Here is a 16649-nt window from a genome sequence, read left to right as displayed (position 1 = left end):
CCTTTCTTATAAATTTGGGTTTCACAACTACAAGGAATGGCCCTATGTCTATGCTCATTGTTGTCGCGGTCCTGATAGCCTTGATGGGATTTGCAATTTCCCGCCACTGGAAGGTGCGTGAAGACAAAAGCGTTAAAAATCCCCGTCGCCACCCGCGCCGCCGTTAACCGGCGCGCGGGCCTGCGTCCACCGGCAGCCATAACCGATTGCTGACGCACCCCAACATTTCACGTATACTTCCCCTCTTATTTTTTCCGTCCCGATACGCACGCGGGATGACGACATCGGCTCGCCCTCAGCTGGCGGGCCTTTTCAGCATATGAAGGTAACGCGGTGAATATTCAGGCTCTTCTTTCCGATAAAGTCATTCAGGCGATGGTGGCGGCAGGCGCACCGGCCGATTGCGAACCGCAGGTTCGTCAGTCTGCAAAAGTGCAGTTCGGCGATTACCAGGCGAACGGTATCATGGCCGTGGCGAAAAAGCTCGGTCAGGTGCCGCGCCAGCTGGCTGAACAGGTAGTTCAGCATCTGGATCTGGCTGGTATCGCCAGCAAAGTCGACATCGCCGGTCCCGGCTTTATCAACATCTTCCTTGACCGCCAGTGGCTGGCACAGCAGGCCGCGCAGGCGCTGCAGCTGCCACGCCTGGGCGTCAGCGAGGTGACACCTCAGACTATCGTGATTGACTACTCAGCGCCCAACGTGGCGAAAGAGATGCATGTCGGTCACGTGCGATCCACCATCATCGGTGATGCCGCAGTGCGCACCCAGGAGTTTCTCGGTCATCACGTCATCCGCGCTAACCACGTCGGTGACTGGGGCACACAGTTTGGCATGCTGATCGCCTATCTGGAGAAGCAGCAGAACGAGCATCATGAAGATATCGCGCTGGCCGACCTGGAAGCCTTCTACCGCGAAGCGAAACGCACCTATGACGAAGACGAAGCCTTCGCCGAGCGCGCCCGCGGTTACGTGGTGAAATTGCAGGGTGGCGACGAATATTGCCGCGCCATGTGGAAGAAGCTGGTGGATATCACCATGAGTCAGAACCAGCAGGTGTATGACCGCCTTAACGTCACCCTGACGCGTAAGGATGTGATGGGTGAAAGCCTGTATAACGACATGCTGCCGGGCATCGTCGCCGATCTGCGCGAAAAAGGGCTGGCGGTGACCAGCGAAGGCGCCACCGTGGTCTTCCTTGATGAGTTCAAAAACAAGGAAGGTGAACCGATGGGCGTGATCATCCAGAAGAAGGATGGCGGCTATCTCTACACCACCACCGATATCGCCTGCGCCAAATATCGCTACGAAACGCTGCATGCCGATCGCGTACTGTACTACATCGATTCCCGCCAGCATCAGCATCTGCAGCAGGCGTGGACCATCGTGCGCAAAGCGGGCTACGTGCCGGAGTCGGTGCCGCTGGAGCACCATGCGTTCGGCATGATGCTGGGCAAAGATGGCCGTCCGTTCAAGACGCGCAGCGGTGGCACCATCAAACTCTCCGATCTGCTGGATGAAGCCGTTGAGCGCGCCCATGCGCTGGTCAGCGAGAAAAATCCGGAGATGAGCGCGGCAGAGCTGAAAGAACTGGCGGAAGTGGTCGGCATTGGCGCGGTGAAATACGCCGACCTGTCGAAAAGCCGCACCACCGATTACATCTTTGACTGGGACAACATGCTGGCGTTTGAAGGCAACACCGCGCCGTACATGCAGTATGCCTACACGCGTGTGCTCTCGGTATTCCGTAAAGCGGGCATTGAGGCAGACAGCCTGCACGGTGATATCATCCTGACTGACGAGCGCGAAGCGCTGCTGGCGACCCGTCTGCTGCAGTTTGAAGAGACCATCACCCAGGTTGCGCGCGATGGCACGCCGCACGTGATGTGTGCTTATCTGTACGATCTGGCCGGTCTGTTCTCGGGCTTCTATGAGCACTGCCCGATTCTCTCCGCCGAAGAGGAAAACGTACGCAACAGCCGTCTGCAGCTGGCTGCGCTGACGGCGAAAACTCTGAAGCAGGGGCTGGATACGCTGGGCATCAAAACCGTCGAGCGAATGTAAGCCTAAAAAAACCCGCTGCGGCGGGTTTTTTATTTGCTATTGGTAATTGACCATCACTTCACTGCTCACCACCCGCAGGCCAGGCGGCAACGCGCCCTGTCCCTGAAATCCGAAAGCCAGATGCAGCGTTTCATCGGCTGCCACGTTGGCGAGGCCGCGCGTGCTGCCGCTGGCGCCGTCGAGCTCCACGCAGCGCTGGCTGGCGCACAGCCGCACCACCAGACCGGATGGCGCCGGTCGGCTCAGCGTGTAGCGCCAGTTCACCAGCGAAATAGTCCCTGCAGCCGCCGAGGGCGCTTTAAGCGCCGGCGACAGCAGCCAGTTGCCGCGCACGCCAAGGCTCGGGCCGCTGGCGCTGGCCTGCCACGCGCCGCTGGCGGCCTGGCCCGTTAGCGGCAGCGCCAGCAGCGCCGCCAGCAGCCATGAGAGCGTCACGCCGCGCATTATTTGCCGCCTATGGTTGCAGTCATGCGGATTTGCCGGTTATCGGTCAGCTCCATATTGGACAGCACCACCAGCTGCGGCAGGTTGCGGCGCAGGAAGCGCGCCAGCAGCGCCCGCAGCGGATGGTTAACCAGCAGCACCGGCGGCGCACCGGTCATCTCCTGCTGCTGCAGCGCGGCCTGCGCCTGCATCAGCAGTCGATCGGCAAGACCCGGTTCCAGACCGCCACCACCCTGCAGCGCCTGCAATAGCAGACGTTCCAGTGTGGCATCCAGTCCAATGACCTGCACTTCGCCGTTGCCCGGGAACCACTGCTGGGTAATCGCGCGGCCCAGCGCGACGCGCACCACGCTGGTCAGTTCCTGCGGATCGTTCTGCACCGGGGCATGTTCGGCCAGCGTTTCGATAATGGTGCGCATGTCGCGGATCGAAACGCGCTCGGTCAGCAGATTTTGCAGCACTTTGTGCAGCGTGGTCAGGGTGATCACGCCCGGCACCAGATCTTCCGTCAGCTTTGGCATCTCCTGGGTGACGCGGTCCAGCAGCTGCTGCGCTTCCTGACGCCCAAACAGCTCGCTGGCGTACTGGCCGATCAGGTGATTAAGGTGGGTAGCCACCACGGTACTGGCTTCCACTACGGTGTAGCCCTGAATCTGTGCCTGCTCTTTCAGCGCGCTGTCGATCCAGATGGCCGCGAGGCCAAACGCCGGGTCCACCGTCGCTTCACCCGGCAGCGTGCCCGCCGCCGTGCCCGGGTTGATCGCCATCCAGCGTCCCGGATAAGCATCGCCGCTGCCAATCTCCACGCCCTTCATCAGGATGCGATAGCGCGCCGGCGGCAGCTCCATGTTGTCACGAATGTGCACCACCGGCGGCAGGAAGCCAACCTCCTGCGCCACCTTTTTACGGATACTGCGAATACGCCCGAGCAGCTCGCCGTTTTGCAGATGATCGACCATCGGAATCAGGCGGTAGCCCACTTCCATGCCGAGCGAATCTTCCAGCTGGACGTCGGTCCACGAGGCTTCGACCGTGGCCGGCGTCTCCTGCGTTTTCACCACGCTGGAGGCTTCACTTTGCTTCTTCGGCTGCATTTCGCGGCCGCGCAGCCACCAGGCCAGGCCGAGCAGCGCCGCGGTGAACAGCAGGAACACAAAGTTCGGCATGCCGGGCACCAGGCCCAGCAGGCCAATCACGCCGGCGCTCAGCATCAGCACGCGCGGATTGTTAAACAGCTGGCCCACCATCTGTTCGCCGACGTCCTGATCGGTGCTGACGCGGGTAACGATGACACCGGCAGCGGTAGAGATCACCAGCGCCGGGATCTGCGCCACCAGGCCGTCACCGATGGTCAGCAGCGTATAGGTCTCCCCGGCGTGGCCGAGATCCATACCGTGCTGCACCACGCCCACCAGCAGGCCGCCGATCACGTTGATCACCATGATCAGGATGCCGGCGATGGCGTCGCCGCGCACAAACTTACTGGCACCGTCCATAGAGCCGTAGAAGTCCGCTTCCTGGGTCACCTCGGTGCGCCGGCGTTTGGCTTCGTCTTCACCAATCAGGCCAGCGTTCAAATCGGCATCAATTGCCATCTGCTTGCCGGGCATACCATCCAGCACGAAACGCGCGCCCACTTCGGCGATACGACCGGCACCTTTGGTGATGACCATGAAGTTGATGATCACGAGGATGATGAATACCACGATACCAATGGCGAAATTACCGCCGACGAGGAAGTGACCAAAGGCTTCAACCACGCGCCCGGCGGCATCAGCCCCCGTATGCCCTTCCAGCAGGATGATACGCGTTGAGGCGACGTTCAGCGCCAGACGCAGCAGCGTTGAGAACAGCAAAATGGTCGGGAAGGCAGCGAATTCCAGCGTGCGCTGGGTGAACATCGCCACCAGCAGCACCATGATGGACAGCGCAATGTTGAAGGTAAACAGCAGGTCAAGGATGAACGCCGGCAGCGGCAATACCATCATTGACAGGATCAGCATGATCAGCACCGGACCAGCCAGCACCTGCCATTGCGTGTCTTTAAAATTGCCCGGTAAACGCAGCTTTTCGGCCAGATTAGCCATGGTTGGTGTTCTCTCCTGCAAAGTCCATCTCTGCCGGGACCGGCAGATGTTTTGGTTTGTTTGGAATCAGGCCGCCTTCGCGCTTCCAGCGTCGCAGCTGCCAGACCCACGCCAGCACTTCGGCCACGGCGGCATAGAGCGCGCCGGGAATAAACTGGCCAATTTCCGTATGACGATAGAGCGCACGCGCCAGCGGCGGCGCTTCCAGAATCGGTACGCGGTGCTCTTTAGCGATTTCCCGAATGCGCAGGGCAATGTCACCGGCGCCTTTGGCAATCACTTTCGGCGCGCTCATCTTGCCTTCCTGATACTGCAGCGCCACCGAGTAGTGCGTCGGGTTAGTCACGATGACGTCCGCCTTCGGCACGTCTGCCATCATGCGGCGGCGGGCAGCGGCACGCATCGCCTGGCGGATACGCCCTTTAACGTGCGGGTCGCCTTCGTTCTGCTTGTGTTCATCGCGAATTTCCTGGCGCGTCATGCGCAGCTTTTTGAAGTAGCTGTAGAGCTGCCAGAACACGTCAAAGCCAACCATCGGGATCAGTCCCAGCATCACCAGCGCACAGCTGATGGCGGTCATCGACAGGCCATGCTGCAGCGCATTCACCGGCGATTCGCTCATCAGACGCAGCATCTCCTGCCAGTGACTCCACAGATACCAGCCAGCCACCAGCGCCACCAGCACCGCTTTGAGGATCGCCTTCACCAGTTCCGCCCACGTCTGACCGGAGAACATGCGCGCAATGCCCGGTAACGGGTTGAGCTTTTTGAAATCGAATTTGATGGATTTTCCGCTGATGTTGATTCCGCCCAGAATCATCGGCGCGGCGATGGCAACGATCAGCAGCCCGGCCATCAGCGGCAGCAGCGCGATCACCGCCTGCATCACCAGGTTGCCGATGTGCGAGACGATAATTTTATCATCATTGACCATGCCGTGGTCGAAGCGGAAGCCGGTGGCCACCATGCTGGCCAGCCGTTGCGCCATATTGTGGCCGCCCAGCCAGATGATCAGCAGCCCGGCCAGCAGCATCAGTACCGAAGTCAGCTCGCGCGAACGCGGAATCTGCCCCTCCTGCCGTGCTTTCTCAAGTCGGTGGGGGGTGGGCGATTCTGTTTTGTCCTCGTTGCTCTCTTCAGCCACGACATACCTCAGCTGGCAGGAATTCTGAGCATAGGATGCCAAAACCCTTCGGGTCTAAAGCGCGGATTAAGCGAGAAAAAGATGGGTTTATTTAGCCATAAGTGAAATCAGCACCTGCGCTAACCTGGTGCGGGCCAATCACCAGCGAACGGTTCCGCGACCTTTGCTGCGTAATACGGTTAAGTGGTGGAGCAAGCAAAAGCCGTGCCGGACTGGCTGGGTTAAAGACGCGGCTGCGCCCGGAAATTCCGAAAATCATAAAATTGTTTCGCCGCGCAATCTTTTTTTATCTGAAAAAATAGATAAATCTTATTTACCAATTCCCCTAAGCACCATCAGGGGGCAAATGTCGCGCCGCACACCAGCCGCGCTTGCTTACGCAAATAAATTAATGCAGCTTATCTATCGTCCCAGCCAGAACGATCGCGGCGTGCCGTTAAGGCGTTTTTTCGCCCGGTAGCACGGGATTTGCCGCGGTGCAATGGTTTGAATTCTCAAAAGTCTTAGGTAGACTTAAGTCAGCACTATCTTTCTGTAATTTGACTGTTTTTTAGTGGCCTTCTCACTGCATAATCTGCCCGCCCGCTGAGTGCGTGCCGGATACAACTCTGCAGCGATACTGATGAAAATTTGAGGATCATGGTGAATAAGAGTCTCTTGCTAACGCTGCTGGCGGCTTTAACGCTGGCGGGATGTAAAGCGCCTCCACCGCCCGTGACGGATGACACCCTGGTCACCAGCGAAGTGAACGGCGTAAAACTGGTTCATCGTCATGCAGTGGCAGCACCCGGTGAATTTACCCCGGTGAATGAGAGCTTTCGCGCGCTATATGCCGCCTCTGTGATGACCCTGCCGGATTACGGCGGCAAAGTGGTGCGTTATCTGGATAACGCCCAAACCTTTGAGGTGCTGGGTCGCGTCGAGCACAACTGGCTGGCGATTGCAGAAGAACCCAGCGGTCAGCTGATTGGCTACGTGCCCCCCAAAGCTGGCGTGGAGAGCAGCCGCTATGATGCCACGCTGCGCAGCGACCGGCCGCGTCCCCGTCGTACTAAACAGGTCTGCGTGGCCGTGGGCGGCGCCAGTAAAGCATGCCGCACCAATGATACCGCGACCTGGATCTTAGACTGATGATGCAATCCGGCGCATATTGCCCGCAGCACACCGCTGCTTTGCGGGCTAACCGTTCCGTTATTGCCAGGATAATTGAGATTTAATGACTCAGGACTCCCTTGCCCGCGATGGCATTGTCGCGGGCAACGATAACCTTTTGCTGAATGCCGCAGCCCCGATTCTGAATGCCGTCGTGCGTATACGGCAGGCGGCGACGCACGACGATCCCGCTGGCCTGCGTCAGCTGCTGATTGAAGAGATCCGCCAGTTCGAGCAACGCTGCAAGCAGGCGGGTTTGCCATTTGAGATGATCATCGGCGCACGCTACTGCCTGTGTAGCGTGCTGGACGAAGCGGCGGCGCAAACTCCCTGGGGCACGCGCGGCGTCTGGTCCGGCAACGGCATGCTGGTGACCTTTCATAACGAAAGCTGGGGCGGCGAAAAAGTGTTCCAGCTGCTGTCGCGCGTGTCGCAAAGCCCGCAGCAGCATTTATGGCTGCTGGAAGTGATTCACTACTGCCTGCTGCTTGGCTACGAAGGGCGCTATCGCGGCAGCGACAGCGGACGCGCGCAGTGTGAAGGCATCCGTAAACGGCTGGCGCAGCTGATCGCGGAAACCCGACCGGCGGCACCACCGCGCGCGCCACTGGTGGAAGTGCATCCGCTGGTCAGCACCCTGACACGACCGATGGTGCCGCTGTGGGCCTGCGTCACGCTGGCTACGCTGATTGCCTGTCTGATCTACAGCGGGCTCAACTGGCGGTTGGGCAATGCGGCCGAACCGCTGCTGCGCGCCATCTATCAAACCCCGCTGCCGCAAATCATGCCGGGCCGCCGCCCCACCTCACCGCAGGCGCTGCTCGATCTGCATCAGCGGCTTAACGACGTGATTGCCGCAGGCCAGTTGGAAGTGAGCGATGGTGCCTTTGGCAGCAAAGTGATCATCCCTGCGGACAAGCTGTTTGCGCCGGACGGTACGGTGGTAAACCAGGTTGGCCGCGCGCTGCTGGCGCATGTGGCCAGCGCGATGAAGACGGTAAAAGGCACGGTGCTGGTATCGGTCTATACCGATAATCGTCCGGTGGATGGCCGTTTCGCCTCCAGCTATGAATTCTCCTTCGCCCGCGCCCGTGCCGTTACGCAACTGCTGAATACGCAGCTGGCGGACGGTCACAGCGTTAAAGCCGAAGGCCGCGGTGACAGCAATCCGCTCTTACCCAATGACAGCAATGAAAACCGCGCCCGCAATCGCCGGGTGGAGATCACCCTGTTTGCGGCACCGGAAACCCTCGGCAACCATCAGGGAGGCCAGTGATGCGCGCATCACTCCAACATCTGTTAACCCATCGCATGCTGTGGGGCCTGATTGGCGTCACGGCACTGAGCTGCGTGCTGTGGATGCTCGGTCCGTTGTGGAGCTTGGGTGACACCCGTCCACTGGAGCCGGTATTCCCGCGCCAGCTGGCGGTCGGCCTGCTCTATTTCTGCTGGGTGCTGTTCCAGTTTATTCCCGCCATCTGGCGCGGCTGGTTTAACAGCAAGCTGCTCAATCGCCTGCAGGAGATGAGCCACGAAGAAGCGTCCGATCGCCAGGCGACCGAGACGCTGCTGACCCAGCGCTTCAGTGAAGCGGCGCTGCGGCTGAAACGCACCCAGTTTGGTCGCCGGCATCAGAAAAGCTGGCTGGCGCGTTTTCAGAGTCACTATCTGTATCAGCTGCCGTGGTACGTGATGATAGGCGCGCCCGGCGCCGGTAAAACCACCGCGCTGCTGAATGCTGGCCTGGAGTTTCCGTTAACTGACAGCCTCGGCAAAGAGGCGGTACGCGGCGTCGGCGGCACGCGTCACTGCGACTGGTGGTTCACCGACAGCGCAGTCTTAATCGACACCGCGGGCCGTTACGCACTGCAGGAGAGCCAGCGCGCGCGCGACGGCGCCGAGTGGCATAACTTCATTAAATTGCTAAAGCGCTACCGCACGCGCCAGCCGATCAACGGCGTGATCATGACCATCAGCGTGGCCGATCTGCTGACCGATTCCGCCGAGGCACGTCACGCCCAGGCCAGCGCGCTGCGCAGCCGCATGGTCGAGCTGCATCAGCAAACCGGCATTCACTTCCCGGTGTATGTGATGGTCACCAAAACCGACCTGCTGAAAGGGTTTATGAGCTTTTATGGCAACCTGAGTAAGCCGCAGCGCGATGCCATCTGGGGCTTCACCTTCCCGTGGGAACCGGGCAAGCCGCATAAAGATGACTGGCACCGCAGCTTTAGCGAGCGCTTTCAGCAGCTGGAGCAGCGTCTGCAGCAGCAGCTGGCCGACGTGATGGCCGGCGAGCGCGATCTCACCCAGCGCGCCGACAGCTTCCTGTTTCCGCAGGAATTCAGTTCGCTGCGTCCGTTACTCAACGAATATCTCGACGTGGTGTTTTCCCGCCATGAGGATGAGATTGCCTGGTCGGCGCGCGGCCTGTTCTTCACCAGCGGTACCCAGGAAGGCCTGCCGTTTGACCGCATCATGGGCGAACTCAACCGTAAGCTACAGCTGCCACACACCGGCGAGTCGAGCCTTGCCGCGTGGGACAGCGTTAACCGCAGCAATCCGATTCCGGGTACCAAAGGCCAGAGCTTCTTTATTCGCGACCTGTTAAGCGACCTGGTGTTCCGCGAAAGCGGCCTCGCCGGCAGCAACCGTCGCTGGGAGTATCGTAACCGGCTGCTGCACTGGATCGGTTACGGCGCGCTCACCGGCGCGCTGGTGCTGCTCTCCGGTTTGTGGCTCACCAGCTACGTGCAGAATCAGCGTTATCTCGATCAGGTCGCGGCGCGTATCGGGCCGATTACCGCGCAAAGTCAGCAGGTTATTCATCAGCCAGCCGATAATATTTTTGATCTGCTACCCTTCTTAAATAACCTGGTGAAACTGCCGCTGTCGGCGCATTTTTCTCTCGACAATCCACCGCTTACCATGCGCGCTGGACTGTATCGCGGTAACCAGGTGAGCGATGCCGCATGGGTGCTTTATCAAAATGCGCTTAAGTCTTTACTGCTGCCGCGCGTGGCCCAGCAAATTACCAACCTGCTGCGTGACGATCCCGGCACCGACAATGACTACAGCCGCAATGCGCTGCGCGCTTATCAGATGCTGTATCAGCCGCGTAACTATGACGGAGAATTTCTGCGCGGCTGGCTGATGCAAAATCTGCAGCGCACGCTGCCGGACAATGTCAGCGCGCGCGATCTGCAGCAGCTTGACTGGCACCTTAGTCAGCTGCTCGATCAGCAGATTCAGTCGTCGCCTTATGCGCGCGACAATGCGCTGATGATGCGTAAGCTTGCGGAAAATCTGAAAAATGCCGGTCAGAATGGCCGTATGCTGGCGGTTGCGCCACACACCGTATCGCAGCGATTGACCGGACACAGTGAGTAATGGTGAGGTAACCATGGCGAGTTACACCGCGCCGGGCTGGTATGGCAAATTACCGGCCACCGGTGATTTTCTGCGCCAGCGGCTCAGTGAAGCCACGGTGACGCCGTGGAGCCACTGGTTTCAACAAGGCTTAATCCACTGGCATCAGCAGGAAGAGGCCAGTACGCAACAGTTTTTACGCGCGCCGGTATGGAATTTTGTCCTGCCGCTATCGCCGCTGCGCCAGCAGGTGCAGCTGGGCTGTCTGCTGCCCTCGTGCGATCGCGTCGGCCGTGCGTGGCCGCTGCTGGCGCTGCACAGCATTCCGCTCAGCGCGTGGCATGCTTCACAGCTGGCGATCTCCGGCGACTGGTATCAGGAACTCGGCGCGCTGCTGTGGCAGGCGGTGCGCGATCGCCACAGCCCGGACGCGCTGGAGACGCAGATTCAGCAGCTGGCTCCGCTGCTGCTGCCGGATAAGCAGCGCAGCGACATCATGGATGTGATTGGTTTTGACGATTTGCCCTGCACCCTGAGCTGGCGTGAAGTGGCCGACCGTTTTGATCCCCAACAGCACATTAGCTACTGGTGGAGTAATCGCAGTGACGGCTTTGCCCACGCCACGCATAAACACAGTGGCCCGCTCACCGCGCAACTTTTTTCGTTATTGTTTAACCCGGCGGCGGGTGCTCAGCCGGGACGTAATGGCCTCTATCCACCGATGTTTGAGTAGGCCAGTGCGCTTGCCTTGTTAACGGGATGACTCATGCAATTTACCATTGTGCAGTGCAATACGGATGTGCCCGCCAAAACCGTCGCGTTTAGCCCGCCCGGCGGGACCATCGGCCGCAGCCAGGATAACGACCTGGTGCTGCCCGATGAATCACGCGCCATCTCGCGCCTGCAGGCGCTGGTGCACCTGTCGCCAGACGGCGAGTGCCGCCTGACCAACCAGGGCAGCGTCACTTCAGTGGTGCTGAACGGCGTGGCGCTACAGCGCGGCTCGCAGGTGCGGCTGCGCCACGGCGATACGCTGCAGATTGGCGAATATGGCCTGGAAGTGCGCGACCCGGCGTGTCAGAACGCACCGCAGGATGATCCGCTGGCGTTTTTTGCTGACAGCGCCGCCGATCCGCTGGGTATGCAGCAGGACGAAAACGTGCCGGAACCGGAAGTGCTGCCGCAGAGCGACAGTCCGCGTCACGAACGCCGCCCGGACGCACGCCTGGCGATCGATCCGCAAAGCGATGCGCCCGTAGTGCCAGCCGTGCTGCCGGGCGCCGATCAGGACAAACTGATCGCCGCGCTGCTGGAAGGCATGGGCCTGAATAATGGTCACCAGACGCCGATCACCGAAGAGCAGATGCGCGTCACTGGTCGCATGCTCAGCCTGTTTTCGCAGGGTACGGTTGCCCTGCTCTCTTCGCGCTCCATCCTCAAGCGCGGCGTGAAAGCCGACATGACGATGATCCTTAACGAAGCCAACAACCCGTTTAAAATTCTGCCTTCCGGCAAAACCGTGCTGATGCAGATGTACCAGAGCCAGATGCCTGGCTTTATGCCACCGGAAGCAGCGGTGCGCGATGCGCTGGTGGATTTACAGGCGCATCAGCTGGGGATGATTGCCGGCATTCGCGCCATCATTGCTGCGATGCTGCAGTCGTTTAATCCGCAGCGTCTGGAAGAGGAAGCGCGCAAAGACGGCGTGCTGCCTAAGATGCCCTTCAGCGGCGGACGCAAAGCGGCGCTGTGGGACTATTTTCTCCGTCACTATCAGCGCACCGCGGGCGAGATTGAAGATGACTTCCACACCCTGTTTGGTGAAGCCTTTCTGCATGCCTACGACATGGAAGTGAATCAGTACAAAGATTCCCAGACGCGGACCGAAGACGCATGAAGATGAAGTTTGCCAGCCGCTGCCAGCAGGGTATGCGTGACGAAAACCAGGATCGCACCGGTGCCGAAGTCGATGAACAGAAAGCCTGTTTTCTGGTGTGCGACGGCGTGGCCGGTCTGCCCGGCGGCGATTATGCCGCCCAGCTGGTGCGCGATACCCTGCTGACGCAGCTGCAGCAAAACAACACGTTCACGCCGGAGAGTACACGCGCGGCGATAGAAAAGTGTCAGCAAACGCTGGTCAGCGCCCAGGGGAACAATCCGAATTTTTCGCGCATGAGCACCACCCTTGCCGCCCTGTTTATTGACCGCACAACGCAGCGCGCATGGTGGGCGCACGCCGGTGATAGCCGGGTTTATCACTTCCGCCACGGGGTGCTGCATCAGGTGACGCGTGACCACAGTCTGGCGCAGCAGCTGCGTGAAGCCGGCTATGAAAATACCGGCATTAACAGTAATTTACTTTATAATGCGCTGGGTATTGAGCCGGCCCGACCGGCCACCTTCAGCGAGGTGATTGAGCTGACCGATGGTGACGCATTTCTGGTCTGTACCGACGGTTTCTGGCTCAACCTCACCACCGACGAAATGGAACAGGCACTGCGCATGGTAAACGCCTGCGAAGAGTGGCTGGCATTGATGGAACAGGCCGTAAACCGCAGTGTTAAAAGCGACAATCTCAGCGCTCTGGCAATCTGGATTGGCGAACCGCAGGACGCGACGCTGCTTTATTCCCAGGCTGATGCGGCACGTTTTCTGCCGTCACGTTATTGATTGCAAGGATCATTATGAAACTGTGGTTGCCGGGCGTTGCCGCCCTGTTTCTGGCCCTGAATGCGAAGGCGGAAGATTACCGGGTGGTCTACTCGCCCAGCCTGTCGCTGGAAGTCTATATCGATAACGTTGCCAGTAATGCGCCCGACGACTGGTGTAAAGAGACGCTGCCGCTGCGCATCGTATCCGGTAAAAGCAGCGACACCAGCATTCTTACCAGCTTTCTGCCGCGCGTCGGCACGCTGCTGGCGAACCAGTGCGGCCTGCTGGATGAGATCCCCTGGCAGATGACCAGCAAAGAGGGCAGCGTGCTGGCTAACGGCAGCGCGGCAAAACTGCAGAACTGGCGGCCGATCATCCTCAACGACGCGACCGCCAGCGCCAGCGCCAATACCGCAGCGCCGCTGGATTTATCGCGTCCGGCCGACAGCACGCCGCTGCAGCACTTCGCCCTGCCCGGCGGCTGCCATTTCCGTACCTGGTGGGATGAAAACGGCGGTTCGCTGTTTATCCCTGAGAACCCGCAGCAGCATTGCTCAACCGAGGGCTGGCTGGAAGGTCCGGCGGCGATGACGCTGCTGAGTGACGGCAAAACGCGCAGCCAGATGGTGACGTTCCTGCAAGGTTATCCTATCGCCGATCTTACGCTGACCCGCACGCCGCTGGAGGTGGTAGCGGTGAACAAACAGCGCATGATTGTCGCGCGGCCCGATGCCAGCGATAGCTGGCTGGTGCTGCCGTTCGATGCTCAGCAGCACGTCTGGCGCTTCAGCGGCACGCTGCTGATTAAAATGGATAAAAACACCGGCACGGATAGCGAAGCGGTGAAATCGCGGGTTGATAGCTTACGCGGCATCTGGTCGCCGCAGTTTATGCCACAGCAAAAAGTGACTGTGTTACTGATTGACACCCTGCACGCCGATCTGGCCGATCCGGCAATTGGTGCCTGGCGTAACATTAATTAATTAGCGGTTGTTGCCCACCGTCACCGGCGTGACGGGGCGCTACAGGACGTGTTCAGAGAGCTCACTATGTCGGCAAACGAAAATCATACCCCCAATGCCCTGCCTGCGGGCTACCGGTTTAACGAGTTTGAAATCAAGGAAGTGATCGGCGGCGGCGGCTTTGGCATTGTCTATCGCGCCTGGGATCATCAGCTGGAACGCACCATCGCCATCAAAGAGTACATGCCGGTGTCACTGGCGGTACGCGGTGCGGACCTGGCGCTGGAACTGCGCGGCGAGCGCTTCCAGAAACTGTTTAATGCCGGACGCAACAGCTTTATTCAGGAGGCACGGCTGCTGGCGCGCTTCAATCATCCCGGTCTGCTGCATGTCCTGCGCTTCTGGGAAGAGAACGGCACGGCTTACATGGGCACGCTCTATTACAGCGGCATGACGCTGAAAGAGTGGCAGCTCAACAGCCCGGACAGCATTGACGAAGCGTGGATTCGCCGTCTGTTGCCGCCGCTGTTTGGTGCCATCAACACCATTCACACCGCCGGTTACCTGCATCGTGATATTTCGCTCGATAACATTCAGATTCAGGAAAATCAGCTGCCGGTGCTGCTCGACTTTGGCTCGGCGCGCAAAGAGATTGGCAACCTGTCGGATGAAACCGAGATCATGCTCAAGCCGGGCTTCGCGCCGATTGAGCAGTACAGCGAAGAGGGAGAAGTCGAACAGGGACCGTGGACCGATATCTACGCGCTGGGCGCGGTGCTGCATACGCTGATCACCGGCCACGCGCCGCCGGTCAGCGTGGTGCGCTGCATTGAAGATAACTACCAGCCGCTGGTGGAGCGCAAGCCTGAGGGGTATTCGCTGCCGCTGCTGCACGCGATCGACTGCGCGCTGGCAATGAAGCCGGAAGACCGGCCACAGAGTATTGATGCTTTTGCCCGGCTGATCGATCTGCCGGTGAGCGATGTCGAAGCGCTGGTGACGACCTTCCCGGTGACCGCGGAGAGCCAGCCCGTGCCCGAGCCGGTAGCGGCCGTGCCGGAACCGCAGGTAATGGCGGTTAATCATGCCGCCGCCGCGATTGAACCGGTAACGCCGCGCAATGTGCGCCGTTTGTCGCCTGCCCTGCTCGCCGCCGCTGCCGTGGCGTTGCTTGCCGTGGTGGTCGTGGTGTGGAAAGCCAATCGCCCGAGCGACGCACCGCCGGTGGCGGCCAGCAGCGCCCCGGCGGCGACGCCATCAGCGGGCAGCGCGCCCGCCAGCAGCGCACCAACCATGGCGACGGTTTATCTGCAGTTGCAGGCAGGGGAAAATATCGTGCTGAACGGCGAAGCGAAGGATGTGAAACCCGCCAGCAGCGGTTTCGCCTCGCTGAATCTGGCGGCAGGCAGCTATCGTATTGAAGTGCATCACGGCAGCCAGGTGCGCAGCCAGATGCTGACGATTAACCAGCCGGGCACCTGGCTGATTAATCCGGGTAATTGAGGTTAGCCGCGCGCGGCGCTCTGCTGCAGCGCGCGCACTTCGGCCGCAAGGCGCGTTAACGCTTCTTCCTGCATGCCGCGTTTGCCCAGCTCCTGTTCCAGCGAAAACAGATACTGCGCGTTGCTGCCGAGCGGACCGCTGGCCTGAGCGATCAGCGGAGCAATGGTGCTGCGGCAGGAGTCGGCTTCATACAGCGGATGACGCGGATCCATGATAAACACCAGCGCCGTAACCGTGCGGCCATCCTCCAGCGTCAGTTCACACCAGGTGGGCAGATAGCAGCCGGTGATCATTTCCCGTTTCCACAGCAGCTCAAGCTCTTCATGCAGGCGCGCTTCCGGCAGGCGAAACGCCAGACCGCTGGTAGAACCGCCCTCTTTCAGCGCCAGCATCCGTCCCGGTGCGGCAACGGTGCCGCGTCCGGCGGTCAGCCGCAGGCAAAAAGCACGATGCCAGCCCTCAAGCCGTCCGGTCGCCACCTCTTCCGCTTCAAAGACCGGGTTCCACATCAGGGAACCGTAGCCGAAGATCCACACCGGGCTTTGATCGGGACGACAGGCAAGCGTTGCGCAGAGCGACGCGGCGCGCTTCTCACAGCTCCACAGCAGCGCTTCGTCAATATCACCAAATGAAGTTTTGCAATCCGCTTTAAGTAAGAATTCCCGGGTTAACACTGCAATCTCCTCTACTGCGCTGACCTTCCTGTCGTTATAGCTCCCTGAATCTGCGATTTTACAGGCGGCGCCCACGGCGTCGACTTAAGACAAGACAGTAATGCATTTGCCATAAACGTTTCAAGATTGACCCCGATCACAAAGGGGAAATTATCTGTAAATAGCATCGGCTGCCTGGCAGGATTCTTGAACGAAGCGCGGAGAAGTGTGAAGCGGGCCGCAGTGGCCCGTGCGGGAGCTAGTGTTTAGGATGCCACTTGTCGTCCTCGCCTTTGGCGTACTCTTTTTTGACCGCCGCCCAGGCGACTTTGTGTGCCACCTGCTCACGCGATTCATCACCGCGACGATCGTCTTCATCTTTATACTGATCCCAGGCGCTGTTAAACGCCTTTTGGTAGATGGTTTGCGCATGGCCCGGCAGCACGTGGCGCACGCTGTCCGGCAGTTCCCGGTTCGATGAATAAGGCATAGTTCCTCCTGTTTCAGGTTCCCTGTATAAGTCTGGAAGAGAACGGCAAAAACGCAAACCTGCTATTTCATAGTTCTGCCAGCAAAAAAGGCGGTTAGTGGGGATAAGGCCAGATGATTCAGTTCTGTT

The 16649-nt window shown here is 59.8% G+C and carries 16 protein-coding genes; 11 read left to right on the top strand and 5 right to left on the bottom strand.

Annotation, left to right across the window (positions count from 1 at the left end):
- The first annotated feature begins 44 nt into the window (after positions 1-44).
- Positions 45-167 (top strand): hypothetical protein, encoded by a 123-nt coding sequence (locus tag ABVR31_RS08445; protein ID WP_007889544.1) that lies wholly within the window; start codon positions 45-47, stop codon positions 165-167.
- Between the two features lie 166 nt (positions 168-333).
- Positions 334-2064 carry an arginine--tRNA ligase gene (gene argS, locus ABVR31_RS08440; RefSeq protein ID WP_372772417.1) on the top strand — a complete coding sequence of 577 codons (1731 nt, stop codon included), beginning with the start codon at positions 334-336 and terminating at the stop codon, positions 2062-2064.
- 36 nt (positions 2065-2100) lie between these two features.
- Here the strand turns inward: argS and ABVR31_RS08435 are convergent, their stop codons facing one another.
- From ABVR31_RS08435 to flhB, 3 genes are read right to left on the bottom strand one after another with little or no spacing between them, the layout of a single operon-like run.
- Positions 2101-2508, bottom strand: coding sequence for a flagellar protein FlhE (locus tag ABVR31_RS08435; RefSeq protein ID WP_288423875.1), 408 nt, complete (start codon positions 2506-2508; stop codon positions 2101-2103).
- A complete protein-coding gene (gene flhA, locus ABVR31_RS08430; RefSeq protein ID WP_021509954.1) occupies positions 2508-4595 on the bottom strand; it encodes a flagellar biosynthesis protein FlhA in 2088 nt (695 codons plus the stop codon). Before flhA ends, ABVR31_RS08435 begins: the two co-directional genes overlap by 1 nt.
- A complete protein-coding gene (gene flhB, locus ABVR31_RS08425) occupies positions 4588-5739 on the bottom strand; it encodes a flagellar biosynthesis protein FlhB (protein WP_372772415.1) in 1152 nt (383 codons plus the stop codon). Before flhB ends, flhA begins: the two co-directional genes overlap by 8 nt.
- Before the next feature lie 163 nt (positions 5740-5902).
- Between flhB and ABVR31_RS08420 the strand changes: the two genes are divergently transcribed.
- From ABVR31_RS08420 to ABVR31_RS08380, 9 genes are all read left to right on the top strand, one after another.
- Positions 5903-6199 (top strand): hypothetical protein, encoded by a 297-nt coding sequence (locus ABVR31_RS08420; RefSeq protein ID WP_372772413.1) that lies wholly within the window; start codon positions 5903-5905, stop codon positions 6197-6199.
- A gap of 179 nt (positions 6200-6378) precedes the next feature.
- A complete protein-coding gene (locus ABVR31_RS08415) occupies positions 6379-6870 on the top strand; it encodes a hypothetical protein (protein WP_021509952.1) in 492 nt (163 codons plus the stop codon).
- 85 nt (positions 6871-6955) lie between these two features.
- The gene (gene icmH / locus ABVR31_RS08410; protein ID WP_058757499.1) at positions 6956-8167 is read left to right on the top strand and encodes a type IVB secretion system protein IcmH/DotU; all 1212 of its coding nucleotides are present in this window, start codon (positions 6956-6958) and stop codon (positions 8165-8167) included.
- Complete coding sequence (tssM, locus tag ABVR31_RS08405; RefSeq protein ID WP_372772411.1) at positions 8167-10281, top strand: type VI secretion system membrane subunit TssM; 2115 nt, start codon at positions 8167-8169, stop codon at positions 10279-10281. The genes icmH and tssM overlap by 1 nt, the downstream gene beginning before the upstream one ends.
- Before the next feature lie 13 nt (positions 10282-10294).
- Positions 10295-10993 (top strand): type VI secretion system-associated protein TagF, encoded by a 699-nt coding sequence (tagF, locus tag ABVR31_RS08400; protein WP_058771215.1) that lies wholly within the window; start codon positions 10295-10297, stop codon positions 10991-10993.
- A 33-nt stretch (positions 10994-11026) separates the two neighbouring features.
- Positions 11027-12157, top strand: coding sequence for a type VI secretion system-associated FHA domain protein TagH (tagH, locus tag ABVR31_RS08395; protein ID WP_125310408.1), 1131 nt, complete (start codon positions 11027-11029; stop codon positions 12155-12157).
- Positions 12154-12930 carry a PP2C family serine/threonine-protein phosphatase gene (locus tag ABVR31_RS08390; RefSeq protein ID WP_278426772.1) on the top strand — a complete coding sequence of 259 codons (777 nt, stop codon included), beginning with the start codon at positions 12154-12156 and terminating at the stop codon, positions 12928-12930. Before tagH ends, ABVR31_RS08390 begins: the two co-directional genes overlap by 4 nt.
- Positions 12931-12944: 14 nt before the next feature.
- Complete coding sequence (locus ABVR31_RS08385) at positions 12945-13895, top strand: hypothetical protein (RefSeq protein ID WP_372772408.1); 951 nt, start codon at positions 12945-12947, stop codon at positions 13893-13895.
- Positions 13896-13961: 66 nt separating this feature from the next.
- On the top strand, positions 13962-15377 hold the full coding sequence (locus ABVR31_RS08380; protein WP_372772406.1) for a serine/threonine protein kinase: 1416 nt from the start codon (positions 13962-13964) through the stop codon (positions 15375-15377).
- 2 nt (positions 15378-15379) lie between these two features.
- Here ABVR31_RS08380 and ABVR31_RS08375 read toward each other — a convergent pair whose 3' ends face one another.
- Both ABVR31_RS08375 and chaB read right to left on the bottom strand, forming a co-directional pair.
- Complete coding sequence (locus ABVR31_RS08375; protein WP_021508695.1) at positions 15380-16051, bottom strand: gamma-glutamylcyclotransferase; 672 nt, start codon at positions 16049-16051, stop codon at positions 15380-15382.
- 238 nt (positions 16052-16289) lie between these two features.
- Positions 16290-16520, bottom strand: a complete 231-nt coding sequence (gene chaB, locus ABVR31_RS08370) for a putative cation transport regulator ChaB (protein ID WP_021313035.1) — start codon at positions 16518-16520, stop codon at positions 16290-16292.
- Positions 16521-16649: the final 129 nt, after the last annotated feature.

The sequence above is a fragment of the Pantoea sp. WEP genome, assembly GCF_041678305.1.
Taxonomy (GTDB): domain Bacteria; phylum Pseudomonadota; class Gammaproteobacteria; order Enterobacterales; family Enterobacteriaceae; genus Pantoea; species Pantoea dispersa.
The sequence above is the reverse complement of the archived record's forward strand: the minus strand, read 5'-3'. Positions and strand labels throughout refer to the sequence as shown.

Excerpts from the sequence above, each read along its gene's own strand:
- ABVR31_RS08445 (WP_007889544.1), top strand. The coding sequence starts at position 45 with ATGTCTATGCTCATTGTTGTCGCGGTCCTGATAGCCTTGATGGGATTT.
- ABVR31_RS08435 (WP_288423875.1), bottom strand. The coding sequence starts at position 2,508 with ATGCGCGGCGTGACGCTCTCATGGCTGCTGGCGGCGCTGCTGGCGCTG.
- flhA (WP_021509954.1), bottom strand. The coding sequence starts at position 4,595 with ATGGCTAATCTGGCCGAAAAGCTGCGTTTACCGGGCAATTTTAAAGAC.
- ABVR31_RS08415 (WP_021509952.1), top strand. The coding sequence starts at position 6,379 with ATGGTGAATAAGAGTCTCTTGCTAACGCTGCTGGCGGCTTTAACGCTG.
- icmH (WP_058757499.1), top strand. The coding sequence starts at position 6,956 with ATGACTCAGGACTCCCTTGCCCGCGATGGCATTGTCGCGGGCAACGAT.
- tssM (WP_372772411.1), top strand. The coding sequence starts at position 8,167 with ATGCGCGCATCACTCCAACATCTGTTAACCCATCGCATGCTGTGGGGC.
- tagF (WP_058771215.1), top strand. The coding sequence starts at position 10,295 with ATGGCGAGTTACACCGCGCCGGGCTGGTATGGCAAATTACCGGCCACC.
- tagH (WP_125310408.1), top strand. The coding sequence starts at position 11,027 with ATGCAATTTACCATTGTGCAGTGCAATACGGATGTGCCCGCCAAAACC.
- ABVR31_RS08390 (WP_278426772.1), top strand. The coding sequence starts at position 12,154 with ATGAAGATGAAGTTTGCCAGCCGCTGCCAGCAGGGTATGCGTGACGAA.
- ABVR31_RS08385 (WP_372772408.1), top strand. The coding sequence starts at position 12,945 with ATGAAACTGTGGTTGCCGGGCGTTGCCGCCCTGTTTCTGGCCCTGAAT.
- ABVR31_RS08380 (WP_372772406.1), top strand. The coding sequence starts at position 13,962 with ATGTCGGCAAACGAAAATCATACCCCCAATGCCCTGCCTGCGGGCTAC.
- chaB (WP_021313035.1), bottom strand. The coding sequence starts at position 16,520 with ATGCCTTATTCATCGAACCGGGAACTGCCGGACAGCGTGCGCCACGTG.